The following is a 25289-nucleotide window of genomic DNA, read 5'->3' on the forward strand; positions in this document are numbered from 1 at the left end:
ATAAAAATAGCGGGAAATATATTCCGGCTATTTTTTTTTGTCCTTTAAATAATCTACAAGTTTTTTGATTGCCTCGGCCCTATGACTTATCTTGTTCTTTTCATCAGAACTCATCTGGGCAAATGTAGTTTCATAACCCAAGGGAATAAAAATAGGGTCATATCCGAATCCATCGGTGCCTGCGGGCCCAAAATTTATTTTCCCTTCAACTACTCCATCAAATTGGATAGTTTCTCCTTCAAGATTTAAAGAGATAACCGTTCTGAACCTCGCTGCCCGGTTTTCAACTCCCTTCAATTCTTCCAATACTTTCCTGATATTTGATGGATGATCTCCATGAATTCCGGAATAACGTGCTGAATAAACACCCGGCCTGCCTTCAAGGGCATCGATTTCCAAGCCGGAATCATCAGACAAACAGTTAATTTTGAATTTGTTAAATACAAAATCAGATTTTATTTTGGAATTTTCTTCAAAAGTACTCCCTGTTTCTTCTATGTCTTCATTACAACCAATTTCACTTAAGGTTTTGAGCAAAATGTGATTGCCAAGGAGCTGTTTAAGTTCTTCTATTTTATGTTGATTGTTTGATGCCAGACAGATTTCCATATTTTGCAAAATAAATTAAGCCACCCCTTCCTTCATTCTTTCAGCGTTTTCGGCTATTCTGAGTTTTTCGATAAACTCTCCTATCTGGCCTTCCATCACAGTTGGAAGATTATAAACCGTGAAACCAATACGATGGTCGGTCACCCTTCCCTGAGGATAATTATATGTCCTTATTTTGTCTGATCGGTCTCCTGAACCCACCATCGATTTCCTTTCTCCTGCAATGGCTTCGTTGTGTTTAGCGAGCTCCATTTCGTAAATTCTTGACCTAAGAACTGACATTGCTTTGTCAAAGTTTTTGATTTGGGAGCGTTCGTCCTGACATTGCACCACTACACCGGTAGGAATGTGCGTGACCCTTATTGCAGAATAGGTTGTATTGACAGATTGCCCTCCAGCACCTGAAGAGCAAAAAGTATCTTTTCTGATATCGTTCATGTTGATTTGAACATCCACTTCGTCGGCTTCAGGAAGCACAGCTACTGTGGCTGCTGAAGTATGGATTCGACCTTGTGACTCAGTAGCCGGAACCCTTTGTACCCTGTGTACGCCAGATTCAAATTTCAATTTTCCATATACATCTTCGCCTTTTACGCTGACTACTATCTCTTTATAACCACCCGATGCCGCATCGGTGAAGTCCATCACCTGAAACTGCCAGCCTTGAGTTGTTGCAAATCGCTGGTACATTCTGAAAAGATCACCTGCAAAAATCGCGGCTTCATCGCCTCCCGTACCTCCTCTGATTTCCAGAAAACAATCTTTACTATCGTTGGGGTCTTTCGGAATCAACATCTCTTTTAGCTTTTCTTCTGCCGCCAATTTTTTAGGCTGTAGCTCTTCCAACTCCATTTTGGCCATTTCCCTCATCTCTTCGTCTTTTTCTGTTTCCAGAATCTGACGGGCTTCTTCAAGATTGGCAATTATTAGTTTATAGGTTTGATATTCTAAAACAACTTTTTCGAGGTCGCGATATTCTTTTCCGATTTTCTTAAATTTATCCATATCAGAAACCACCTCAGGCATAGTAATCTGCTGACTTACTTCTTCAAAACGCTCTTTGATTGCTTCTAACTGCTCTATCAACATTTAATATCAAAATAGAAATTGGGACACAAAAATACTACAAAATACCCAAATTGTTCCGGGTTTTTGGGTGCAATATTCAAAACAGAAATGGAATTCAAAAAGTTTAGCTTGCAAAGTTTATCCGGATTGAGGAACAGAATATTTTAGATAAACTAAAAGTAGTATCTTGAAAAATCGGTGGTCAGGAATGTTTACCGGGAGAAAAACTCAATCCTTCTGTTCAGATTCTGACCTCTGATTATGAATCCTGCTAAGAGAGTTGGGGTGTACATTGAGTAGAGATGCCAGGTGCTTTATTTTTATTTCTTTTCTGAATAGATATGGCTTGTTTTCAAATAGTAATTCTTCACGTTTTTGAGTTGGCCATACTTTCAAAAGTATCTGGTGTTCTCTAATTTCATGTAAATTCTGAAAATACACCTTGTTCATTACGAGTGACATTTTGGGTGTCTCTAACAACATTTTCTCAAACCTTTCTTTATCAGTTCTCAAAACCTGAGAGTTAGTAAGTGCTTCTACTGATATTCTTGATGGTCCACCAGACATAAAATTACTTACATCAAGCACGGCTTCTCCTTCAACCGATATCCACAGGGTATGTTCTTCCTCATTAATTAAGGTAAATTCTCTGAAAACTCCTTTTGTAATAAAAAGTATCGTATTGGAAGCTTTTCCCATTTCAATGGGCATATCACCTTTTTTTAAACTTACTTCCTCAAAAATTGAGATTATTTTTTTGAATTCCGGAGCTGTAAATGGGATTAAACTCTTCAAAAAATCTTTAAACAATTTTTGCGAATGTGTCATTTTCTGTTTTTGGGTGTATTATATTTTTTTTGTGAATTTTTGTTAATTCAGGCATTTACTATAAGCCTAAAGTTTGTGATGAATTAATTCTTTTCACAAAATTTATTAATCTAAAATCCTTATTTTAGGTTTAACTAAATGCTGGAAAACCACTACTTAGTTAAAATTGAATACTATTCAATCACAAATGTTATTGGGAAAAAGTAATTTTACAAGACTATTTTGTGTTTTGTTATATCAAAACTAACCGTTGTTAGAAAAATCAGGCAAATTCAAGAGTTTAGTTATCAATATTCTACAAAAAATCACACAGAAAACAGACGACGTGTATTTTTACAAAAAGTCACAAAATTTTCTATGTTTTTTATTTAACAGTTAAGTCTTAGGCAATATATCAAACCTTCTTCTGGTTTGGCACTCAATAATTCTCATGAATAAATTTTACAAGATTTGCAGTAGAAAGACCCACTTTTGATATTGAGTGTGAAAAATTATTATTCATAACACTAAATATCAGCACTTTTCCACTAAGGGTTTTTACATAACCGCTCATATTATAAACACCTGACATTGAGCCGGTTTTGGCATATACATACGGGGGTTCATTGGCTGGAAAATATCGTTTCAAAGTACCGGTCTTTCCACCAATTGCCATCAGACCAAAAAGTCTTTCCTGTGGAAACTCCGACAGCAGCTTTTCGAGCAATTTAATATTATCATTGGCCGTAACAAGGTTATATCTTGAAAGGCCGCTTCCATCAACAAGGTTTGGCCTCTTGGGTAAGTCAGAGAGATGTTTATCAGTGAATGTTTTTATGCCTTTTGAAATAGAAAGTGTATCGGTCAGCAGTCTGCCGGCCATCAGCATCGTCTGTTCGGCAAGCATATTGTCAGACACCTGCATCATGCGTCTTAAAACAGTGTCCACAGGCATAGAATACACAGTTTTTGCATCGGAAAAATCAATTTCTTTCACTATAACTAAGTCTCTTTTGAGGGTATCTGCCAAAAGTTTCATGGTTAGTTGATCCGATATTTTTAGAGGAATGTCTTGTTTGAAATCAGCTTTTAACTTTTCGGAATAATAAAAAATATTATCGGAAATATCCCTTTTTATGTAATCAAAAGTACCCGATTGAAACACAAAACTATTTTTAAAAGCAGGAATACTAAGGGCTGATTGATAGGCGTTTGATCTGATTCTTAATATATTTCCGTAAATCGGGAAAGCCGACCGCTCGACCTGATAATCGTCATTGTAGTCGTCCCAGGCCCAACCTGCACCTAATCTTTGGTTATCAAAATGGTCAAAACAGAATGCCAGCGTTTTAGCCTTATGATTTTTCAAAAAATCGAAAACTTTACTTTGAGGCAAATCAGGATGTAAGAATGTAGGATCCCCTGTAGGTTTGCAAAAAAGCGTATCATTTCTCTCAATAATTTTCAAGCCGGGAATGGAGTCACGCATGGTTTTCAAAGCCGCATAAAGCGTGTAAGTTTTTGTATTGGAAGCCGGAACAAAATATTTGTCGGTGTCTTTTTCGAAAATATACTTTTCTTCTTTTGGATCATACAGTGCCACAGAAATATGATGGTTTCTGAATGTGCTGTCTTTAGCCAAATAATCAGTGATTTTATCAGTTTTGAGGGAAGAAACTAACATTTGTTTTTTACAGGAAAAAAAAGATAATGTCCCTAAAACCAATAAAAAAAGCCTTTTTGAATTCATATTTTAAAAAAATTTATAAATTGTAATCAAATTGTGAATAAAACTTGGAAAAAAAAAGAATAACCTCGATTGATATCTTCCGTGGGCTCACTATGATGCTCATGACGATAGTAAATAACCCCGGCGACTGGGGAAATGTATATGCACCATTGCTTCATGCCGAATGGCACGGAGCTACTCCAACTGACATGGTTTTTCCCTTCTTTGTGTTTATTATGGGGACAGCAATGCCATTTTCAACCATCAGAACAGGAGAAATTTCGAAAGAGTTTTTTCTGAAAATCCTGACCCGTAGCCTGAGAATTTTTAATCTGGGTTTGTTTCTTAATTTTTTCTCAAAAATACATATTGGAGACCTAGATGGCACACTTCTGATGCTCATCAGGTTAGTTATTGCAGTTGGTGTTGCATACGCCATGCTTGGTAATTTTCAGGCCAAAACCAAACTGTGGCTTGCTGTGGGTGCCACCGCCCTGATGTTTATTCTGGCGTTTTGGGGAGGAGAAGACTTCGCTAGTGTCAGAATTCCGGGAGTGCTACAACGCATCGCTCTGGTTTATTTCTTTGCTGCCCTTATATATCAGAAATTTGAATTGAAAGGACAGCTCATAGCGGGTGTGGTTTTGTTGCTATCCTATTGGGCTATGATGGCACTGATTCCTGTCCCTGGCGGCATTGAAGCCAACTTTGACAAAGGTACCAACCTGGCAGCATGGCTCGACAACACTTTGCTACCCGGCCATCTCTGGGCATCATCAAAAACATGGGATCCGGAAGGAATTTTGAGTACCATACCTGCTATCACTACTGTATTACTGGGAATTTGGACTGGTAATATTATCCAAAAACAAAAATCAGAGTCTTACAAATGGTTATTGATAATAGGCCTGGCTTTGATTATTGCAGGCAAATTGTGGGGAGTGATTTTCCCAATCAACAAAGCCTTGTGGACCAGCAGCTACGTGTTATTTGCCGGTGGATGGGCCATGTTGGTGCTGGCGATTGTAAGTGTAATTGATGAAAAAATCGGAAATAATCCTATAACCAAATTTTTGATAATCTGGGGAGTAAATCCCATGATAGTGTTTTTTGGATCGGGCATATTGCCCCGGGCATTGGGAATGGTAAAAATTCCTTTTGGTGAAGAATCGCTGGGAACTTTAGATTATTTAAATGAGGCCGTGATAAAACCTATGTTTAGCAATCCAATGAACGCCTCCCTTGCTTTTGCGATTTTTTATGTAATCCTTTGGTCTGTAATATTGATAATTCTAGACCGGAAAAAATTGATTTTTAAAGTGTGATATTTTTTATTAAATAGTTTATAATGAAAAACTTACTTGTATTTTTCTTAACCATTTTATTGAGTTTGTCTGTTTCGGCCCAAAAGAAAAAATGGGTTAACCTTTTTGATGGAAAATCAACTGCCGGCTGGCACATCTGGAATCAAACCGATGTAAAAGGCTGGCATGTAATGGGAGGTGCTTTGATGACCCACGGTGGAAATGGCGACCTGGTTTCAGACCAGGAATATGGGGATTTCATACTGGAATTTGAATTTAAAGTAGCCCCAAAAGGTAACAGTGGTGTGATATATAAAGTATTGGAAGACCATGCAAACAAAGACTTATTCGCCTCCTACGCCTCTGGTCCCGAATACCAGATTATAGATGATGCCGGGTATCCGGGAAAAATCACCGACAAGCAAAAAACAGGAGCCAATTATGACATACAGCCACCCAGGGATTTGAATGCAGTGAAACCAGCAGATCAGTGGAACTCAGGGAAAATTCAGATTAAAGAAAACCGTGTGACCCATTGGCTAAACGGCATAAAAGTGGCTGATTATGAATATGGTAGTGTAAAGTGGGACGACGATGTAGCAGGTAGTAAATTTGCCAAATGGCCTTATGCCAAAGCACATACAAAAGGAAAAATTGCATTGCAAGATCACGGAGATATGGTGTCATTCAGGAAAATCAGGATTAAAGAGTTTTAATGAAATTTTAGGAAAATATTTGGTTATTAGTAATCGCTTTCCCTAAAAAAAATTATTAAAATCATGAATCAAAAAGTCTGTTTTTCTGAGACTCAAAGGTTTTCACAATGGTGGCTTTGGGCTATTTTGGGGATTATTGACCTTGGAATCCTATTGGGGGTTTTACAACAACTCTTTCTTGGGCAGTCTTTTGGCAATAACCCCATGAGCAATACCGGGCTGGGTCTGTTGTTGGTTTTTATGTTTTTAATTAATTTGCTGCTTTACAACTTCAAACTGGAAACTGTCATTACTGAAGATGGCATTTATGTCAAATTGTTTCCCATACATTTCAAATTTCGGTTCATTGACTGGAATATTATCAATAAATCCTACACCCGAAAATACAAACCTTTGTTAGAGTTTGGCGGCTGGGGACTGAGGTATGGATTTGGTGGTACGGCTTACAATGTTTCGGGAAATGAAGGTTTACAGTTGGAATATAACGGAAATTCTCACTTACTCATAGGCACTCACCGGGCCGAAGAACTCAAAAACGTGCTGATTAAACTTGGACATTGGAAGGAATAATATCTGGTTTTAGTCCCGCTTTTCATAATATTCAGTCCCAAACACCGTTCTGAAATACATACCCTATGTAAAATTTATGAACTTCAGACTAATACTATTTTTCCTGCTTTTTTCTTTTACCCAATCTTCCGCATTTTATTTTAAAGGTAAAATCACCGACGAAAATAACCAGGCACTTCCGTTTGCTTCGATTTTTGTAAAAAACACTAAAATAGGCACCAATAGCAACGAAAAGGGTGAATTTTCACTATCTCTTCAAACCGGCACTTATGAAGTTGTTTTCAGGTATTTGGGATATGAAACTTTAACCAAAGCTGTAAATATTGAAACCCAGGATATAACATTTAATATCCGAATGACACCGGCTATAATCCAGCTTTCTGATGCCGTAGTTGGCACCCAAAAGGAAGACCCGGCCCTGACCATCATGCGAAAGACCATAGCCATGTCGATATTTCATTATAAAGAACTCGAAACCTATTCCTTCAAATCTTATCTCAAAGGCAACATGAAGATTTTGGATATTCCTTTTGTTTTTGAAAAACTTGCCAAAAAGAATTTTATCGAAAAAAACCAACTCTATGTTTTTGAGAGTGTTCACAAAGTAAATTTCAAACAACCGGGCCAGCTTTCAGAAAATGTGATTGCTAAAAAAGATAACCTGCCGCCAAATCTCAAAAACAGTGTAAGTATTTCATTTGGAAAATATGAAATCTATTCTCCTGATAACGAAGGCTCTCCGGTGACTAAAAAAGGGGCAAGAAATTTTAAGTATGAATATCTGGGTTATTTTGAAGAAAACGGCCAGGTAATTAACAAAATAAAAGTAACTCCAAAAATCAAAGGATATAACAGTGGGGTGATGAACATCGTTGATGGCAGCTGGTACATTCATAGTTACGACTTTAAAACTTCTGACGATGTGAGTAATACCCGCACAAGGGCCATTTTTAATGCCATTGATGGTGTGTGGTTTTTGTCAAACCTAAATATAGAAACCACATTGGAAAGTTATGGTGCCGAAATGGAAATGCGTGCTGTGGTGGCTTTAAAAGATATTGCTTTCAAAAAGAACCCCAAATATGCAGAGGTTAAACCTGAAATAATTGATGAAAAAATATTTAAAGAAAAAGCCACACTAAAACCAAAAGATGCTCCAGTGAATAAGGAGGCTACTCTTAAAGATTTGAAGACTCTGGCAAAATCTCTGGAAAACGAAGACCGAAAAACCGGTGAAGCAGTTGATTCTGACCGAAACTTTAAAGTTGACTCTATGGCTACCAAACGTGACTCAACTTTTTGGAATCTGGAAAGGCAGGTGCCACTTACTATCTCTGAAATAGTAGGTTTTAAAAAAGCCGACAGCCTATATGTGATTAATGCTGAGGCCATTCAAAAGAAAATAAAAAAGGATAGCACCAGGTTTTCGGGTGGCAATAAGTTCAAAGTGCCTCAATTATTTTTGGGTCATAAATATCAGTTTGGTAAAACCATTGACACAACCACCAGGCTCAGAGAAACCGTTTTTTCGGTCGGGAAAATATTTGATGACCTGCGATTCAATGCCGTAGAAGGCTATACGCTTGGAATAAACCGATTAGAATTTTCGAAAAATAAGAATGCCTCAGAAAATTTTAAAGTTGGGGTGAAGGCTTACTATTCCGTTCAACATAACCGCCTGAATGGAGAAGTGTATTTTTCAAAACAAATAAACAGATCTACTTTCGGAATTTCGGGAGGGCGTAGAGTATTCCAAATAAATCAGCAAATGCCGGTTTCCACCTTCCTAAACGAAACTTACGCCTTACTCAATGGCCGGCATGAGGCCAAACTGACAGAAAAAAGCCAAATCACCATTTCTCATCGCTATACTTTCAGTCCAAGAATGATCCTTAGCAATCAGTTTATTGGCGAACAAAGGAGTGTTCCCGAAAATCAGGTTTTCCATGTATGGTTAAATCCGGAAAAAATGTTTGAGCCAAATAATATTTCCCATTTCAATGGCAATAAACTTACGGAAGGAAACCTGAGCAACAGGGTTTTTCTGAAAACTTCACTTCAGTATAGTCCCAATGCACGGCTAAACCGCTACAATGGCATCGACCGAATGGAGAAGCAAAACGCTCCCAGTTTTCGTATAAATCATACTTTCTCGTTTATTAAAAATGTATTCGGGCAAATAGATCTGGAAGTTACTCATACCCAAAAAATCAAGTCTGGATATCTTACTGCCAGCTTTAACTCAGGGTTTTTTTATGGGAATAAGCCTACAAATATACTTGACTACAAGCAATTTATGGGAAATGAACTGTTAATAAGCTCACACAGAAATTTTCGTGATTTAGATTATTATAAATTCTCGTCAGACAAATTTTATGTGCAGGGCTTTCTCGAATATAAACCCGAAAGGCTGGTTTTGTCACAGATTCCTCAGATACGAAAAGCGGGGATTTCCGAATATGTATTCGGTAATTTTCTAAAAAACCAGTATGTTTCTCATCAGGAGGCCGGATATGGTATTTCATTGTTTGGACAAAAGATTTCTGCTGAATTCTATACAGCATATGAAAATCAGAAATTACTTTCAAAAGGTTTCAGAATTATTTTGCCTTTGGCCGGGGAAAAATAAACCCCTAAAAAAACCATATTTATAATGCAGTAAATGGCCTTAAAGCCATCTTTCCAATTGTTTTTCTTGCCCTCTAAATAAGTACCTCTAAAGTACGAAATCCCAACTTCATAAACCCTTTTGCTTTTGATTCGAGAAATTTTCGCAGTCACATTTGGCTCAAATCCAAATCTGTTTTCTTTCTGATTAAGGCTTGAGCATCCTGGCATCAAAAAGCTTATTGCAGGATTCCATGTCAGTAAGATTGAGGTTTATGGCGACTAGGGAGTATGATAAAGAGTTTATATCCGATAATATAAAGAAAAAGAGTAGGGTGGGGTTAATCACCCAAAAACCTGGAGCAATTATTCTACATCAGCATATAGGTCAAATATAAGACTTATTAAAATATTAGTTTCCTACTTGACCCTTTCTGCCCGGGTTGCAGACTATGCAATAAAGGAAATGTAGAATGGGAATTTGTAAGAATTAAAACTACCCTTTTTCTATCAGATTTTTTATTTACAAAAGTACCTCAAAACTTCGCTGGCACCTTAGCCCCGGGAGTAGAGTTTTTGATAAATTCTCTGATGTCGTCATTGCCTTTTTTCAGGTCTTCCTTACGCAGGTACATCATGTGACCCGAGCGATAACCTTTCCAGTACATACGGTCTTTGAGTTTGCCTGAAGGGTCCATTTGCCACATATTATATTTGGCATTGAAGTAGTCACAGGCACCGTCATAGTAACCCGACTGCACCAAAAGTTTCAGATAAGGGTTAATCGCCATCGCCTGACGAAGCTGTTCGGCCACATTGAGTTCGGCCTCATAGTTGCCCCAAGGGTGCACGGGGCCAAACATAAAATATTTCAAGTCGGTTTTAAACTTCAATTCTTCCCGCAAATACATGTTGATAGGAGGAGTAAACGAGTGGAGCCATGAGGTGAGCTCTGCATTGTAATCCGGGCGTTCGCCTGCAGCTTTGGCGTCAATACCCAGATATCTGGAATCCAGGCGGCCTATAGTAAAACCTTTATCACGTAACAATTCTTTCCAAAACTGATTAAAGCTTACACTGAGGTTATTTTCCAAAACATATTGTTCCGAGATACCTGAATATCGGGCAACTTTGGCTGCTATTTCTTTCTTTTTGGCATCAGAAAGCATATTACCCAAAGACAAGGCTGGCAAGAACTCCTGTGTAGTAAACTGCTCTACTTCCGGCAACATTTTTTCCAGATCTTTGGATTGTAAATCGGCAGAAAGTGCCTTATGATACCAGGCCGTAGCTGCATAATAAGGTAGGCGAAGTGCAGTAGAAGAAACATCGTCTCGCTCAATACCAAGTGTGGTAGGCGACACCAAAATCACACCATTGAAGTACATCCAGTGATTGTTTTGCAGTTCCTGTACCAGTCCCGACACCCGTGTTGTACCATAACTTTCTCCTATCAAATATTTTGGAGAAGCCCATCTGTTGGTGCGGCTCACGAATGTATTGATCCAATCTGCCAGATAAGAAATATCAGGTTTTATGCCAAAAAAAGAGCTTCTCGGGGCCTCCTGGTCAATGATACGGCTAAAACCGGTATTTACGGGGTCGATAAAAACAATATCGGCCACATCGAGCAAAGAATAAGGGTTTTCCTTGTATCCATAAGGCTGTAGCGGGTATCCCTCGTCGTCAATATTAAGGATTTTTGGTCCGGTGTAAGCCATGTGCATCCACACCGAAGCCGTGCCGGGGCCGCCGTTGAATGAAATCACCAAAGGCCGGGTTGCACGGTCTTTCACATCGCTACGCTCATAATAAGTATAAAAACAGGAGGCTATAATTTTGCCTTTTTCATCCCAAACCGGCTGGGTGCCCACGGTCGCTTTATAGGGTACTTTCTGGCCATTGACCGTAATCTCGGCATTGGATACAATGGTCATGTCAGGGTTGAGAGTACGCGACTCCGAAACCGTTCCTTTATCTTCAGTTTTGGGTTTCGAGGGCGTTTGCTGTGCAAAAACACCAGTAAATGAAGTAATTGCAAAAAGCAAGAAAAGCTTTTTCATAGCTATCAGGTAATTGGTTTGGTGATAAATAAGGTTAACAAATGTACCTTGTTAGGCTTTTTATTCAAAACTAAATTACTACTTATTAAATGTTGTTCCATTTTAGAATAAAGTCAAAATATTGCCTTTATTTTTTTACCGTAAAATAACTATTTGTTTCAAAGAAATAGATTAATAATTAAATTTAAAAAAAATCCGAAAACAATGAAATTGAAAATTCTATTGGTGGTATTCAGTTTTTTCATTTTTTCTTGTGATGAAAAAAACCAAAATGTTAAAATTGAACAAGGAATTTATCCCTGTGGAATAAAAGACGGAAGAAAATATAGTTCAAATGTAATTACCGAAGAACGGATATTAAGTATTGATAATATCAGCACCGATTCTAAAACCGTTATATATGGTTTTAGAAATAGTGACGACCAAAGGGTTTTCTTGCCCTGCAATTTTCCTGATGAGTTGAAGCTTTCAATAGGTAAAAGAGTAAAAGTAACTTATAAGGTTTTTGAATTTGAAAACCTTAATGTGAGAGAAAATCCAATTGAACTGATTAATTATCAGATTTTTTAACATTCATTCATTATTTCAAATCAATAAAATGAAACACATTTTAACTATTTTCGTCGTAACACTTTTTATAAGCTGTACAAAAAATATTGATCCTATTAGTCTATCAGATGGTGACCCTGTCAGAACAGGGTTTGTTAAAATCTCGGTTCTTGATAAAATCTCTGGTGAGAATTTATTGGATCCATCTACCAAGAATCATTTTGATTTGTCTAAGATTTTGTTAGAATTTTCTTATTATCCCGGGAAAAAATTCTCAATATACGACTCTACTGTAGCTAAGCCTTCGGTTTTACTGGAAAACACCACCACCAAGCTAAAAGTGAATGTAACTGATTTCATGCCTGATAATTATTGCAATGTAAATATTACCTGGCCAAATGGGTTGACGGATAAAATAACTTTTCGTTTTGTTCATTCCAAAACCTCTCAAGAATATCTGGTGAATGCCATTTTGGTAAATGATGTAATTTTCTCCCAAGCTATTTATGGAAAAGGAGATGAGGTTGAGAGCAAAGACATAAAACTTTTCAGATAACTTATAATTGTTCTTTTAATCCTAAAATTATTAGCAATTCAAAATTTTAGGTAGTTAAATCCAAATAATAAAATTCAAAAAAGTAATTTTGAGTGTTTAAAAAAATCTCTCAAAATGGTAATTTCTCCCGAAATAATAGATTTCCTGAACCAACTCAAACAAAACAATAACAAGGAGTGGTTTACGGCCAATAAGTCATTGTATGAAAAAGCAAAAGCTGATTTTGAGGTTTTTATCAAAGATCTTTTTGGGGAAATCGCTCAATTTGACCCCGAAATTGGTCATCATGACCCCAAAAGCTGCATTTTCAGAATCTACCGCTATGTAAGATTTTCAAAAGATAAATCACCTTACAAAACCCATTTTGGTGCTCATATCACACCGGCAGCCAAAAAATCTGACATACACACGCGGTCAGGCTACTACATACACATCGAAACCGGCAACCAAAGCATGCTCGCAGGTGGTGCATATTTGCCGCAGGGCGACTGGCTCAAAGGCATCAGGCAGGAAATTGATTACAATGGAGCTGATCTGGAAAAAATATTGCTCGAAAATAACTTTAAAGCTGTTTTTGGTGAAATCGAAGGCGAAAAACTTCAAAAAGTACCCAAAGATTTTGACCCTGCCCACCCTCAGGCAGAGCTTCTGAAAATGAAGAGTTTTCTGGCAACTCACCATGTCAATGATAGTGAGTTAAGCAGCCCCGATTTTCTGCAAAAAGCAGTTAACGTCTTTAAAACCCTCAAGCCATTGGGTGATTTTCTGAACAGAAATTAATATTCATTCCTCTTAAAACGAACAAGATTTCATTTTTAATAATAAATGTATGTACATATATTGTATTCGTATTTTTATTATATTTGAGGAACTTATTTCTAAAATGATTTGGTTTTAAGGTTTATATGATTGTTTTCTTACTAAAATACAAGAAGAAATAATTGAAAACTCTTTAAAATGAAAAGAAGAGGATTTGTAAAATCAATAGCCGCCGTAAGTAGTATGAGCACCTTGAGTTCTTTAAAAAGTTTGGCCGACACCCTACCTGAAAACGGCCACAAAATGCCCGTTTTATTTGTTGGTCACGGCAGCCCGATGAACGCCATCGAAAACAACGAATTTAGTCAATCGTGGAAAAAACTGGTTCAAAACATCCCTCAGCCCAAGGCCGTACTTTGTATTTCGGCTCATTGGCTTACAAGAGGAACCTTTGTGACGGCCTCACCCAGCCCCAAAACCATCCATGATTTTGGTGGTTTTCCCCGGGAACTTTTTGAAGTAGAATATCCTGCTCCCGGTATGCCTTTATTGGCAGCCGAAACCGCCAAACTCATCAAAGACACCAACGTAGGCATGGATCACGACTGGGGCTTTGACCACGGCAGCTGGAGTGTGGTAAAGCAGATGTACCCCAAGGCCAACATCCCGATGATACAGCTGAGTATTGATTTCTATAAACCCGGCGAATATCACTATGAACTCGGAAAAGCCCTTGCAGAATTGCGAAAAAAAGGTGTTTTGATACTCGGAAGTGGCAACATGGTGCATAATCTACGCATGATAAGCCTGCCACGAAACGCCAACCCGGCCAAAGGATTTAATGTAGAATATGGATTTGACTGGGCCATAGAGTTGAACGAAGTTTTCAAAAAACATATCAGCGACAAAAACCATAAGCCGCTATTCAATTATAAAACCTTGCACAAAAGTTCCGAATTGGCCATTCCGACTCCTGACCATTATTTCCCATTGCTCTATACATTGGGGCTCCAGGGTGCCAAAGACGAGACAAAGTTTTTTAACGATAAAGTTATAGCAGGCTCACTCACAATGACTTCAGTTATAATAGGATAAAACAAAAAACCTCAGCCCGAAAATCAGACTGAGGTTAATGGTTCCGGATTATTAATTATCTTTTAGTTTCTGCCTCCACGTCTGGCACCGCTTTCTGAAGAGCGACCGCTAGAAGAAGAAGAATTCCTTTGGGCTTTTTCTGCTCTTTGCGATCTCATCTCGCTGCTTCCTGACGAACGCGGACTAACAGAACTCTCTCTTTGTCCACTTCTGCCAGACTCCACTCTTCCACTGCCTGACGAACGGTCACTGTTGCTGTTGCCTCTTGAGCCTCCACCCCATGAAGGCGAGGATTCTCTTTGTCCGCTATTACTATTTCCCCTTGATCCACTACCAACCGATGGCGAAGAATCTCTTTGAGGTGAAGTGCGGGAGCTACCACGCTCATTGCGGCTACGGTTGTTCCAGTTGTCACTGTTACGGTTGTCACGGCCACGATTGTCGTTGGTCCAGTTGCGGCTGCGGCTCTCGTTCCAGTTTCTGTTTGCTTTATTGTTATTGTTCCATCCATTGTTTCTATGTCCCCAGGTGCTGCTATAGCTTCTGTTTGGGTGATAATAGAAATGATTTCTTGGATAGTAATATCTTGGAGCGTAACCTAAAGTGATACTCCCAAAGCCTCTTCTGTCAAAACGGTAAAAGTCATACGATCCACCAAAGTACCAGGGCAGATACCCTCTGTATATTCCTCCCGAATACCCATAATATCTGCGGTCAAGGTCTCTGAGTTCAACGCCCAGCTGACGGTTGAGCCATACCACATCTTCCCATATTTCGTCTTGTTCCCAGCTTGAGTACACGCCATCTGACTGATAGGCATATTCTTTTCTTTCAACATCTTCCAGGCGATTATAAAGGCGATTAGCCTCTCTTTGGGTCAGCAATCCATTGCTGATACCATCTGAGATACGCACCCGCACATCCCAACGCCAGTCAAAGTCCTCGTCGTAAAAATACCGGTCGGGACCATCGTAAGAATCATAATCGTCATAGTCATATTGGGCAAGGGCTACATTACCCATCACTATCATCGCCAAAACTGCCAGAACCTTTTTCATATCTTTAAAATTTTAGAATTTGCTATATAGATGCAAAAAGCCCGCTGATAGTTTCTTAACGAATTGTTAATGATAAAAATAAAGCCGAAAATAGTTATTTTTGACTAGTATTTGGGCAGCGGCCGGCCACGCTTTAGCGTGGACATCGCTCCACGCTAAGGCGTGGGAGCTCAAACAATTGCTTCGATCCCTGCTGCGGTTTGTTGATTTATTATAAAAATTCACATTCAATTCGTAAAAAATAGGAAAATCTCTTAAACAAAATAAATCATCCCTTCCAAAATCCTTCATTTTCCATTCCATTTCCATTCCTCACAATTCTTCACGACCTTTGTGGCCGATATGGCATTGTTAAAACTTCAGCTGACCAATTTCCGGAACTACGAAAACCAGTACTTTGAATTTTCGGAAGGGCTCAATTGCATTGTGGGCAAAAATGGCAGCGGAAAAACCAACCTCCTCGATGCTATTTATTTCCTGGCCGTTTGCAAAAGCTCCATCCATAATCTCGACTCCCTGAGCATCAGATTTGAAGAAGACTACACCATGGTCGAGGGTAAGTTTGAGAAAGAACTCATAGGTTTTTCGCTCCAAAAAGCAGGAAAGAAAGTCTTTTTTCTCGACAAAAAACCTTACGAAAAACTCTCTGACCATATCGGTAAAATACCGGTGGTGCTCATTACCCCCGACGACACTGACCTGATCAGAGACGGCTCCGAAACCCGTCGAAAGTTGTTTGATGGCATTCTGTCTCAGTTGCATTCCGAGTACCTCAAGGAATATCTCAAATACAACAAAGCACTTGACCAACGCAATTCTCTACTCAAGCAATTTGCTGAAAATCAATATTTTGATGGCGATTTGCTTTCTATTTATACCGAACAGTTGGTATCCTCAGGAAGCGTAATTCATGAATACCGGAAGAAATTCCTGAATGATTTCCTGCCACATTTTACGAGCAATTATGAAAATATTTCAGAAAATAAAGAAACCGTAAACATTGAATATATATCGGATTGGGATAAATGTGAACTATCCGATATTTTTGACAAAAACCTTAATACCGACCTGGCAGCCCAACGAACCACACGCGGGATTCATAAAGACGACTACGTGTTTTCGATGGATGGAATGCCTGTAAAAAAATTTGGCTCGCAAGGGCAGAAAAAGTCTTTCATTATGGCCATCAGAATGGCACAGTTTGAGATTACGGCAGCCGCAAAGGAAATGAAGCCCATCCTGCTCCTTGACGATATTTTTGACAAACTCGACGAAAAACGCATTGCCAAACTGATTGAAATGATTGAAGCCGGTAAATTCGGCCAGGTTTTCCTGACCGACGCCCGCCCCAAACGCACCCGCGAGCTGCTCAGCAAGGTCTCAGTAAACTTTTTGGAAATAGAATAAGGTTTAAAGCTCAAAAATTTTTTCCATCAAAATCCACTTTTCTCCCGGTTTGGCATGAGGAAGAGCTTGCTGGTAGTTCCACATCAATTGTTCCCACTCCTGCACTTTGGGGTTTTCGGCATCGGCCTTGCCTTTGGCCTCAAAACTAAAATCGTCTTGCGTTTGCATCAACATCAACATGCGGTTACCAGTACGGTAAATCTGCATAGAAACTATTCCTGAGTCGCTTATACTTTTCAGGATTTCTGGCCACACATTTTGGTGATAAGCCTCGTATTCTGCAATCAGTTTCAGATCATCTTTCAGATCACATGCCAGTATATAGGTTTTCATAAAATATTCATTTTCAATAAAAATTATAACAAAGCCCTGTCGAGATGAACATAACCCCCATCGACATGAATCAATTGCCCGGTAATATGACTCGCTCTGTTTGAAAGTAAAAATACAGCCATATTTGCGATTTCTTCGGGTGTAGTCATACGTTTTTCAAAAGGTATTCTTCTGTTTATATCTTCAAAGACCTCTTCCCGATTGGGAAATTTATTGAGCCATGCATCATACATCGGCGTGAAGCACTCCGCCACAATCACTGAGTTTACCCTGATTTTATATTTCAGCAATTCCACCGCCCATTCACGTGTGAGGGCATTGCGGGCACCATTGGCAGCAGCATAACCTGAAGTATCCCCCTGACCGGTTTCGGCAACTTTTGATGCTATATTCAGTATCGGACCTTTGGTCAATTTTAATGCCGGAAGGGCATAATGTGCCATCAAAAAATAGTGTACGGTATTAAGGTGATAGGAATTAACAAATTCTTCATAACTGCCATTTTCGAGACTTACACCATCGTTAAAACCAGCATTATTGACCAGTCCATGAATTACACCAAATTTCTCCAAAGTTGCATCTATGGCTTTTTTGCAATCCTCCGGCTTGGTAAGATCGGCCTCAACCGTAAATCCAAAACCTCCGGCAGCAACAATCTTTTCAAGTGCCAGCTCATTGTGTTCGGCATTATTTCCCACTATCACAGGAAAAGCACCCTCCAAAGCCAACTGTCTTGTGATACCTTCTCCTATTCCCCGGGCACCACCGGATACTATTATTACTTTTTCTTTTAGGTTGAGGTTCATTTATTTAAATTTTCGTAAATTTAAGTTAAAAAAAATATTCTATTACTTCAAAAATTTTCGTTTGATTAAATATCAAAAAGACAAAAAAGATTGATTTTGAGTAATTTCTGGCCTTGAAAAATTAGAATTATATTTGGAATAAGTGTTAAAAAACGCAAAAACATCCGCCTAATAATAAAAATTATAAAATATTGTATATAATTAACCAGTTTGTTTTATATTTTTGCATTAAAATAAGATTTAAGAGTTCACCCTTTAATAAGGTGATTTATCATAGGTTAAAGTATTTTCGTCTTGGAAAGGCATTTGGGACTCCCGGATGTCTTTTTTGTTTACTTCATTAACACTTTGAGAACTAAATTATTAAATTTGCATCTGATTTAAGTATTCATAATGTCGAAATTCTTTATTTACGGCTTATTGATTTTGGTAAATTTTGCTTGTTCGAATAAGATTACTACTTCGAAATCAGGCAATAAGGAAACTCCTGTTACTGAGTATTCAGAGGACTTGACGGTTTTCAGACCAAAATATAATTCATCAGAAACCTCACCAAAAGAAAATACTACCAGCTCAAAAATCAAAAATAACGATCAGAAAACTACTAATAATTTCAATGATCAAAATGCCGAAGCCGAAAAGGTTTTAAACGAAATAATTGAGAATAATAAAAAAAATATTTCGGGTCGGGGATTCAGAATACAGGTTTTTTCAGGTAATAACAAAGAAGATTTTGAAAACGCCAAAAGCTTTTTGTTGAGAAATTTTGAGGAATTGGAGATTTATGAAAGCTATAGCCAGCCTACTTATCTGATAAAAGTTGGAGATTTTATACAGTATTCCGACGCTGAGAGATATCAAAAAGATTTAAAAGGAAGGTTTAATACTACCAGAATAGTTGGTGATAAAATTAATTTAAAAAAAGCACTTAATATTAAATGAAAAAAGCCTTGATTACCGGTGTAACCGGACAAGATGGAGCCTATTTGGCTCAATTATTATTAGACAAAGGATACGAAGTTCACGGAATAAAAAGAAGGGCTTCGCTTTTCAATACCGACAGAATTGACCATTTATATGCCGATCCACATGAAAGCAATGTAAGGTTCAAACTACATTACGGTGACCTTAGTGACTCAACCAACATCATCAGGATAATTCAGGAAGTGCAACCAGACGAAATATTTAATCTGGGTGCTATGTCGCATGTTAAAGTAAGTTTTGACGAGCCGGAATATACCGCCAATGTTGATGGAATAGGCACTTTGAGGATACTTGAAGCTGTAAGGCTTTTAGGTCTTACTGAAAAATGCCGCATTTATCAGGCTTCGACCTCAGAGCTTTATGGTTTGGTGCAGGAAGTGCCCCAATCTGAAAAAACGCCGTTTTATCCAAGGTCACCCTATGCTGTAGCGAAACTTTACGGATATTGGATTACAGTAAACTATCGGGAAGCTTACAATATGTATGCATGTAATGGTATTTTATTTAATCACGAATCTCCCCTGAGAGGCGAAACCTTCGTAACTCGTAAAATCACAAGGGGAGTTTCGCAGATTGCACTTGGCCAGGAGCAATGCCTTTACATGGGAAATATTGATGCCAAACGCGACTGGGGTCATGCCAAAGACTATGTTGAAGCCATGTGGTTGATTCTGCAACAGGAAAAACCCGAAGACTATGTGATTGCGACGGGTATTACTACTACCGTTCGTGATTTTATTCTGATGGCTTTCAATGAAGTTGGTATTGAAATCGAATTCAAAGGAACTGCCGAAAATGAGGCCGCTTTTGTAGTTGCATGTAAAAATCCTGATTATCAGATACCAGTAGGTCAGAAAGTATTGGCGATTGACCCGGTTTATTATCGGCCAACTGAAGTGGAGCTTTTGATTGGGGATCCAACCAAAGCCCAGACCAAGCTAAACTGGAAACCAAAATATGACCTGAAAGCATTGGTAGAGGAAATGATGGATTCAGACTTGAGATATTTTAAAGACAAACCAAAATTTAACAAAGCCGGTTTGCCTGTTTGAAATTAAAAATCATCTGGATTTAACCCGACGTAAAAAATATAGAATAATAAAAAAATCGCTGGTATGGTATTGCCGATTGTGGCCTATGGGGCTCAGGTTTTAAGAAAAGTATGTGAAAACATAAAACCCGGACAAATAGATGTAAAGAAGTTGTCTGACGACATGTTTGAGACCATGTATGCGGCTTCGGGTGTTGGTCTGGCTGGCCCTCAGGTAGGGTTGGCATTGAGGATTTTTGTGGTAGATGGCGAAATAATGAACAGTGGTGCTGAAACCGAAGAAGATATTGACCAGACTTTAGTTGGATTTAAGAAGACCTTTGTGAACGCACAAATTTTGGAAGAAACAGGTGAAAAATGGCCTTATGAGGAAGGTTGCCTGAGCATTCCGGGTATCAGGGCTGATGTGTCGCGGCCTGAAAGTCTTACCATTAAATACATGGATACTGATTTCAATGAATATACCGAAACCTACACAGGGATGGCTGCACGTATCATTCAGCATGAGTATGACCATATCCAGGGGGTACTTTTCATCGACTATCTGGCACCGCTCAAAAAACAAATGCTCAAGAAAAGACTTGGAAATATTCAAAAAGGAATTGTGGATGCTGATTACCGGATGAAATTTGCATGATATGATACCAAACCTCAATGTGAGCCTAGTTCAATCTGATTTGTATTGGGAAAATACCGATGCCAATCTTTCACATTTTGAGGAAATTCTGGAAAAAATTCCTGCTGAAACTGACCTCGTAATCTTCCCGGAAATGTTTAACACGGGTTTCAGCATGGAGGTATCAGAACCCATGAATTTTTCGACCCATAAATGGATGAAAAACATGGCTTCTAAGCACCAGAGCCACATTTTGGGCTCATTGGCTGTAAAAGAAGGTGATGCCAAATACAACAGGGCTCTATTGGTAAACCCCGATGGTAAGACTTACAAATACGACAAAAAGCACCTTTTTGGATACGGAAAAGAAACCGAAACTTTTTCGCCTGGCAATGACAACGTGACCATCTACGAAAAAGGATGGAAAATCAAGCCTCTGATATGCTACGACTTAAGGTTCCCGGTTTGGTGTAGAAATATTTTTCCCTACTATGATGTGCTGGTTTTTGTAGCCTCATGGCCAAAAGCGAGAATTAATGCCTGGAGGCAGCTATTAATAGCCAGAGCCATTGAAAATCAATGCTTTGTGATTGGAGTTAACAGAATTGGAACCGATGGAAATGGGCTGGAATATAACGGACAAAGTATGTTAATTGATTTTCAGGGAGAAATAATCGCAGAAGCTGGGGATGCAGAAAACATCATTTCTGCTCAACTCAACTACCAGGATCTTCAGGATTTTAGGAAAAAATTTCCGTTTCTAAATGACATGGATTCGTTTCATTTCTGAAATAATCAATGCTGATGTTTATGTTTTTCTGCCAGATAATATTCAGCCTGGCAATAAGGACATTTCACTTTTCCCTGTTCGTTTTTATAGCCTCTGATGTGCTCATTAAATCCTGATGCAATAATACCTGCAGGCAAAGCAAAAAGAGAAATTCCGGAAATTGCCACAAGAGAACCGAGTATTTTTCCGGCAAGTGTGATTGGATAAATATCTCCATAACCCACTGTTGTCATGGTATTTACACCCCACCAAAGTGCGGCAGGAATGCTTGAAAAATTTTCAGGTTGCACCGGATGCTCCAGAAAATACATGAGAGAACTGGAAAATAAAATTAAAAATATGATAAATGAAAATGCCAGAATCAGCTCCTCTCTTTTGCTGGTCAATACATTTTTTATGATTCTGAAAGCATGAAAATATTTGCTCATTCTGAACAGCCTCAGAATACGGAGCAATCTTAACATCCTTATAACCCCGAAATCTGTAACAAAGGCAGATAGAAAAAACGGAGCAATAGCCAATAAATCAACAATACCCCAAAAAGAAAAAATAAATTTTATTCTTCCCCAAAACTTATGGGTATAGAAACGGCTTTCAACACATGACCATAGCCGTAACAGATATTCAATTGAAAAAATAATTACTGAAAAAACTTCAAAGTCCCAGAATATATGATGGTAAGTGGAAGATAAGCTAGGAATGGTATTTAGAATAATGGCAATAGTATTTAGAAATATCAATACCGAAAGTGATATATTGATAATAAAGCTAAGGCCTTTTTCTCGGTGTACCTGATATTGAGGGCACTCCAGATCCTCCTTCTAAAAGTTATTTTTGAGAATTCGGCATGTTTATTTTTCGAGTCCATAATTTAAAGTTTTTTCAGTGGCTGGCACGCCTTTATCCATCCATTGTGGAAGGGGCTGATTTTTAAGGTAATAATCAAAAAATTGTGCCATTCTAACTGTCCAGTCTTTTCTGTTTTTTCTTTGGGTCAGACCATGTTTTTCACCATTATAATTAATCATCCATACCGGCTTACTGAGTCTTTTTAAGCCCATAAACATCTCGATGCCCTGGTACCATGGCACTGCTCCATCGTCGTCGTTATGCATCATCAAAAGCGGGGTTTTTACCGAAGGCAAATAAAACAATGGGCTGTTTTCCAGATATTTTTGGGTGTCTTCCCAAAGTGTTACTCCTAATCTCGACTGGGTTCTTTCGTATTGTGCCTGACGAGAAAGTCCAGTTTCCCACCTAATTCCACCATAAGCACTCGTCATATTGGCAACAGGAGCACCGGCCTCCGCAGCCGCAAAGATTGGCGTTTGAGTGATTAAATATGCAGTTTGGTACCCACCCCAGCTATGTCCTTGTATTCCAAGTTTTGTGCTATCAATAAAACCCAATTCAAGTACTTTTTTCACTCCGGGAATTATGCAATCCATGGCACTTTGACCTGGATAACCAACTTTATATACGATATCCGGAACAAAAACAAAATATCCATTACTTGTATAATATGAAAAATTAATACTCGATCTTCCCGGTTGAGGAACAATATAGGTGTGCAGTTCGTCCGACATTTTTTCATAAAAATAAGTTATCATCGGATATTTTTTTGTAGGATCAAAATCAGCCGGACGGAATAACATACCCTGCAGATTTTTTCCATAAGTTGATTGATAATCAATTAGTTCTACCCTACCCCAATTTATTTTTTCTTGTTGCGGATTTGCCGTACTAATCTTTTTAATCTCTTTGAAATCGGACATTTGAGTGTGCTGAAGGTCAGGAAATACCTCAAAGTTTTCGACCGAAAAAATCAAGTCATCTGAATTTTTGGCTTTCCAAACTTTTTCAGAAAAATGCATATTGTCCCAATTGAGGTCGGATACTCCTGAACTATCGGTTGGGTTTAATCTGGCATAACCTGATGCCTTGGATTTGTTGTTAAACTGGTGTAAAAGTACCGGCATTCCCGGTTCAATTGCCGGAGCTTTTTCGTCTAATGTAATGTGCCTGAAAGTGATTCCTTTTTCCCTGCCTTTGGTTAGCCTTTTGAGTTCTTTAGACTTTCCAAGACTTGCTTCCCAAATATCAAACTTATCGTAAAGCCATATTTTTTCCTGTTCTTTCAAAAATCCGGCAACTCCATAACTACCCGGTTCGTCGGGGTGGTCGTCGTCAGCGACATCTGAAAAATCTTTGCTTTCAGTGATTTTGTAAGTTTTCTGATTTTTTATTTGATAGGAATACCATGCGGTATCCTGCAGGGAGTAATAGACCACAAATCTGCCATCAGGCGACATTTTCAAGTCACTAATCCTTTTGTTTTCTAATATCCTGTTCTTCTTTAAGTTTTCCGTATCTACCAAAAACACATCTACCGGAGGGTTAAAAAACCAGTGCTGATCTCCATATGCGTAAGGTGAAACGAGTAAGATATTTTCTTCGTTTTTTTCTTTGGTGAAATTGGGCAACAAATACTCCTCATTGGCTATTTGGCTTATTTTCTGAGACTTAACATCATAAATTGCCAAATTACTTGTCTTTTGATCTTTAGACAAATTAGCAAGTTGCTGAGGCATATTTCGCTTGTCTTTCCAGTTCCATATATCAAGGTTAACTACTTCCTCCTCAATTCTGGATGTATCTTTAACCAGATATCTCGGGAGCGTTCCAAGGAAAAGTCTATGCCCGTTTTTCGAAAACTCCGGTTTAAAATCGGCACTAACAAAAAGATTTTTGGCTCCAGCCAGAATATTGGTATCCGCTATTATTTTCGGATTTTCATTGACTTGCCATTGCAATAATTGAAAATTCTTCACCAAGGCTTTTTGGGTAGTATCCGGATCAAAAATAGCGGCAAACTGACTCCCTGTTTCGTCAGAAACCAGATGTTTATAGTTGCCTTTTTCTTTGTTAATCATGTTATATTTCTGTGCTTCTGTTGAAAAAGAATATAAGCCCGATTTGAAAGTACTATCCTTACCGGTTGTATAGAAAATCAATGTTTTTGCTTCGGAATCAAAATGATAGGAATTGACATACGGAAACTTATGTAAAGTGTTGTTTTTCAAACTATAAACATTCAAAATTGAACCATTTATTTCTGACTCCTTTTTACTTTTTTTAGCTTTCGAGGCTGAGTCTGTTTTGTTGACTGGATTACTCAGAAAGGCTACCCAATCGGTTGATTTTTCGGGGAAAACAAAACTCTTTACATTGCCAAATTTTATGGTTTCATGGGTATTCAAATTTTGAAAACCCAGGCTGTCTTTGGGCATATCATCTTTCTTAAGTTTCCTGATTTTCGCCTCTTTGACTTCTTTTTTATAGGGAGAGATTTTGAATGCTGCCCATTGCGAGTCTTTACTCAGCCATAAGTCTGATGCCCGTTCTATAGAATCAATGGCATTGCCCCTTAAAGGATAAAACACCAGTCGGGAGTCGCCATCCTGTGGTGCAAGAATATAGGCCGCCCACTGGCCGTTTTCACTTATTTTGGTCTCATTGATGGCATTCCAGCCATCGTAATCGCTATGATTAAGAGGCCTTTTCTGAGCAAAGGAAAGTTGTGAAAGAAGCAGGCAAAAAAATAGAATTTGTTTCATGGTTGGTTATCGGGAGGAACTAATTTTTGGAAAAATCAAAATTTTAATTTGTAAAAAAAAAGCTTGTCAAATTTAGCAAAAATATATCCAAAATAAAAGGGGGGCGAATCAGACATTCGCCCCCCACTTTGGGAAATATTTGGTAATGCTTTATTCAGAAGCCAAATCTACTTAGATGGCTGATAAACAATCATC

The 25289-nt window shown here is 38.4% G+C and carries 23 protein-coding genes; 13 read left to right on the plus strand and 10 right to left on the minus strand.

Annotation, left to right across the window (positions count from 1 at the left end):
- Positions 1-27: 27 nt before the first annotated feature.
- From rdgB to IPP61_06745, 4 genes are all read right to left on the minus strand, one after another.
- Complete coding sequence (gene rdgB / locus IPP61_06730; protein ID MBL0324860.1) at positions 28-609, minus strand: RdgB/HAM1 family non-canonical purine NTP pyrophosphatase; 582 nt, start codon at positions 607-609, stop codon at positions 28-30.
- A 15-nt stretch (positions 610-624) separates the two neighbouring features.
- A complete protein-coding gene (prfA, locus tag IPP61_06735) occupies positions 625-1695 on the minus strand; it encodes a peptide chain release factor 1 (protein ID MBL0324861.1) in 1071 nt (356 codons plus the stop codon).
- A gap of 210 nt (positions 1696-1905) precedes the next feature.
- Entirely contained in the window at positions 1906-2472 is a 567-nt protein-coding gene (locus IPP61_06740; GenBank protein ID MBL0324862.1) for a Crp/Fnr family transcriptional regulator, read from the minus strand.
- 451 nt (positions 2473-2923) lie between these two features.
- Positions 2924-4168 carry a D-alanyl-D-alanine carboxypeptidase gene (locus IPP61_06745; GenBank protein ID MBL0324863.1) on the minus strand — a complete coding sequence of 415 codons (1245 nt, stop codon included), beginning with the start codon at positions 4166-4168 and terminating at the stop codon, positions 2924-2926.
- 110 nt (positions 4169-4278) lie between these two features.
- Here IPP61_06745 and IPP61_06750 point away from each other — a divergent pair, with 110 nt between their 5' ends.
- The 4 genes from IPP61_06750 to IPP61_06765 all read left to right on the plus strand — a co-directional run bounded on the left by IPP61_06750 (position 4279) and on the right by IPP61_06765 (position 9432).
- A complete protein-coding gene (locus IPP61_06750) occupies positions 4279-5538 on the plus strand; it encodes a DUF5009 domain-containing protein (protein MBL0324864.1) in 1260 nt (419 codons plus the stop codon).
- A 23-nt stretch (positions 5539-5561) separates the two neighbouring features.
- Positions 5562-6233, plus strand: a complete 672-nt coding sequence (locus IPP61_06755) for a DUF1080 domain-containing protein (GenBank protein MBL0324865.1) — start codon at positions 5562-5564, stop codon at positions 6231-6233.
- 63 nt (positions 6234-6296) lie between these two features.
- Positions 6297-6803, plus strand: coding sequence for a hypothetical protein (locus IPP61_06760; protein MBL0324866.1), 507 nt, complete (start codon positions 6297-6299; stop codon positions 6801-6803).
- A 76-nt stretch (positions 6804-6879) separates the two neighbouring features.
- A complete protein-coding gene (locus IPP61_06765; GenBank protein ID MBL0324867.1) occupies positions 6880-9432 on the plus strand; it encodes a carboxypeptidase-like regulatory domain-containing protein in 2553 nt (850 codons plus the stop codon).
- Between the two features lie 514 nt (positions 9433-9946).
- Here the strand turns inward: IPP61_06765 and IPP61_06770 are convergent.
- Positions 9947-11473: a carboxypeptidase gene (locus IPP61_06770; GenBank protein MBL0324868.1), complete on the minus strand. Its 1527-nt coding sequence runs from the start codon at positions 11471-11473 to the stop codon at positions 9947-9949.
- 204 nt (positions 11474-11677) lie between these two features.
- Between IPP61_06770 and IPP61_06775 the strand changes: the two genes are divergently transcribed.
- The 4 genes from IPP61_06775 (at position 11678) to ygiD (ending at position 14432) form a co-directional block, all read left to right on the plus strand.
- Complete coding sequence (locus IPP61_06775; protein ID MBL0324869.1) at positions 11678-12043, plus strand: hypothetical protein; 366 nt, start codon at positions 11678-11680, stop codon at positions 12041-12043.
- Between the two features lie 28 nt (positions 12044-12071).
- Positions 12072-12578, plus strand: a complete 507-nt coding sequence (locus IPP61_06780) for a hypothetical protein (protein MBL0324870.1) — start codon at positions 12072-12074, stop codon at positions 12576-12578.
- Positions 12579-12692: 114 nt separating this feature from the next.
- On the plus strand, positions 12693-13358 hold the full coding sequence (locus tag IPP61_06785; protein MBL0324871.1) for a DUF2461 domain-containing protein: 666 nt from the start codon (positions 12693-12695) through the stop codon (positions 13356-13358).
- A gap of 222 nt (positions 13359-13580) precedes the next feature.
- Positions 13581-14432: a 4,5-DOPA dioxygenase extradiol gene (ygiD, locus tag IPP61_06790; GenBank protein ID MBL0324872.1), complete on the plus strand. Its 852-nt coding sequence runs from the start codon at positions 13581-13583 to the stop codon at positions 14430-14432.
- Between the two features lie 62 nt (positions 14433-14494).
- Here ygiD and IPP61_06795 read toward each other — a convergent pair whose 3' ends face one another.
- Positions 14495-15490, minus strand: coding sequence for a hypothetical protein (locus tag IPP61_06795; GenBank protein ID MBL0324873.1), 996 nt, complete (start codon positions 15488-15490; stop codon positions 14495-14497).
- Positions 15491-15832: 342 nt separating this feature from the next.
- Between IPP61_06795 and recF the strand changes: the two genes are divergently transcribed.
- Positions 15833-16897, plus strand: coding sequence for a DNA replication and repair protein RecF (recF, locus tag IPP61_06800; GenBank protein MBL0324874.1), 1065 nt, complete (start codon positions 15833-15835; stop codon positions 16895-16897).
- Positions 16898-16900: 3 nt separating this feature from the next.
- Here recF and IPP61_06805 read toward each other — a convergent pair whose 3' ends face one another.
- Positions 16901-17230 (minus strand): L-rhamnose mutarotase, encoded by a 330-nt coding sequence (locus tag IPP61_06805; GenBank protein MBL0324875.1) that lies wholly within the window; start codon positions 17228-17230, stop codon positions 16901-16903.
- Between the two features lie 23 nt (positions 17231-17253).
- Positions 17254-18036 (minus strand): SDR family oxidoreductase, encoded by a 783-nt coding sequence (locus tag IPP61_06810; GenBank protein ID MBL0324876.1) that lies wholly within the window; start codon positions 18034-18036, stop codon positions 17254-17256.
- Between the two features lie 393 nt (positions 18037-18429).
- Here IPP61_06810 and IPP61_06815 point away from each other — a divergent pair, with 393 nt between their 5' ends.
- From IPP61_06815 to IPP61_06830, 4 genes are all read left to right on the plus strand, one after another.
- A complete protein-coding gene (locus IPP61_06815; protein ID MBL0324877.1) occupies positions 18430-18978 on the plus strand; it encodes an SPOR domain-containing protein in 549 nt (182 codons plus the stop codon).
- The gene (gene gmd, locus IPP61_06820; protein MBL0324878.1) at positions 18975-20072 is read left to right on the plus strand and encodes a GDP-mannose 4,6-dehydratase; all 1098 of its coding nucleotides are present in this window, start codon (positions 18975-18977) and stop codon (positions 20070-20072) included. The genes IPP61_06815 and gmd overlap by 4 nt, the downstream gene beginning before the upstream one ends.
- A gap of 63 nt (positions 20073-20135) precedes the next feature.
- Positions 20136-20708: a peptide deformylase gene (locus IPP61_06825; GenBank protein ID MBL0324879.1), complete on the plus strand. Its 573-nt coding sequence runs from the start codon at positions 20136-20138 to the stop codon at positions 20706-20708.
- Between the two features lies 1 nt (position 20709).
- Positions 20710-21477, plus strand: coding sequence for an amidohydrolase (locus IPP61_06830; GenBank protein ID MBL0324880.1), 768 nt, complete (start codon positions 20710-20712; stop codon positions 21475-21477).
- A 5-nt stretch (positions 21478-21482) separates the two neighbouring features.
- Here IPP61_06830 and IPP61_06835 read toward each other — a convergent pair whose 3' ends face one another.
- Positions 21483-22289 (minus strand): ion transporter, encoded by an 807-nt coding sequence (locus IPP61_06835; protein MBL0324881.1) that lies wholly within the window; start codon positions 22287-22289, stop codon positions 21483-21485.
- Between the two features lie 39 nt (positions 22290-22328).
- Complete coding sequence (locus IPP61_06840) at positions 22329-25094, minus strand: S9 family peptidase (protein MBL0324882.1); 2766 nt, start codon at positions 25092-25094, stop codon at positions 22329-22331.
- Positions 25095-25289 lie beyond the last annotated feature (195 nt).

It is taken from the genome of Cytophagaceae bacterium, assembly GCA_016722655.1.
GTDB lineage: Bacteria > Bacteroidota > Bacteroidia > Cytophagales > Spirosomataceae > Leadbetterella.

Excerpts from the sequence above, each read along its gene's own strand:
- rdgB (MBL0324860.1), bottom strand. The coding sequence starts at position 609 with ATGGAAATCTGTCTGGCATCAAACAATCAACATAAAATAGAAGAACTT.
- IPP61_06745 (MBL0324863.1), bottom strand. The coding sequence starts at position 4,168 with ATGTTAGTTTCTTCCCTCAAAACTGATAAAATCACTGATTATTTGGCT.
- IPP61_06755 (MBL0324865.1), top strand. The coding sequence starts at position 5,562 with ATGAAAAACTTACTTGTATTTTTCTTAACCATTTTATTGAGTTTGTCT.
- IPP61_06760 (MBL0324866.1), top strand. The coding sequence starts at position 6,297 with ATGAATCAAAAAGTCTGTTTTTCTGAGACTCAAAGGTTTTCACAATGG.
- IPP61_06765 (MBL0324867.1), top strand. The coding sequence starts at position 6,880 with ATGAACTTCAGACTAATACTATTTTTCCTGCTTTTTTCTTTTACCCAA.
- IPP61_06770 (MBL0324868.1), bottom strand. The coding sequence starts at position 11,473 with ATGAAAAAGCTTTTCTTGCTTTTTGCAATTACTTCATTTACTGGTGTT.
- IPP61_06775 (MBL0324869.1), top strand. The coding sequence starts at position 11,678 with ATGAAATTGAAAATTCTATTGGTGGTATTCAGTTTTTTCATTTTTTCT.
- IPP61_06780 (MBL0324870.1), top strand. The coding sequence starts at position 12,072 with ATGAAACACATTTTAACTATTTTCGTCGTAACACTTTTTATAAGCTGT.
- IPP61_06785 (MBL0324871.1), top strand. The coding sequence starts at position 12,693 with ATGGTAATTTCTCCCGAAATAATAGATTTCCTGAACCAACTCAAACAA.
- ygiD (MBL0324872.1), top strand. The coding sequence starts at position 13,581 with ATGAGCACCTTGAGTTCTTTAAAAAGTTTGGCCGACACCCTACCTGAA.
- IPP61_06795 (MBL0324873.1), bottom strand. The coding sequence starts at position 15,490 with ATGAAAAAGGTTCTGGCAGTTTTGGCGATGATAGTGATGGGTAATGTA.
- recF (MBL0324874.1), top strand. The coding sequence starts at position 15,833 with ATGGCATTGTTAAAACTTCAGCTGACCAATTTCCGGAACTACGAAAAC.
- IPP61_06805 (MBL0324875.1), bottom strand. The coding sequence starts at position 17,230 with ATGAAAACCTATATACTGGCATGTGATCTGAAAGATGATCTGAAACTG.
- IPP61_06810 (MBL0324876.1), bottom strand. The coding sequence starts at position 18,036 with ATGAACCTCAACCTAAAAGAAAAAGTAATAATAGTATCCGGTGGTGCC.
- IPP61_06815 (MBL0324877.1), top strand. The coding sequence starts at position 18,430 with ATGTCGAAATTCTTTATTTACGGCTTATTGATTTTGGTAAATTTTGCT.
- gmd (MBL0324878.1), top strand. The coding sequence starts at position 18,975 with ATGAAAAAAGCCTTGATTACCGGTGTAACCGGACAAGATGGAGCCTAT.
- IPP61_06825 (MBL0324879.1), top strand. The coding sequence starts at position 20,136 with ATGGTATTGCCGATTGTGGCCTATGGGGCTCAGGTTTTAAGAAAAGTA.
- IPP61_06830 (MBL0324880.1), top strand. The coding sequence starts at position 20,710 with ATGATACCAAACCTCAATGTGAGCCTAGTTCAATCTGATTTGTATTGG.
- IPP61_06840 (MBL0324882.1), bottom strand. The coding sequence starts at position 25,094 with ATGAAACAAATTCTATTTTTTTGCCTGCTTCTTTCACAACTTTCCTTT.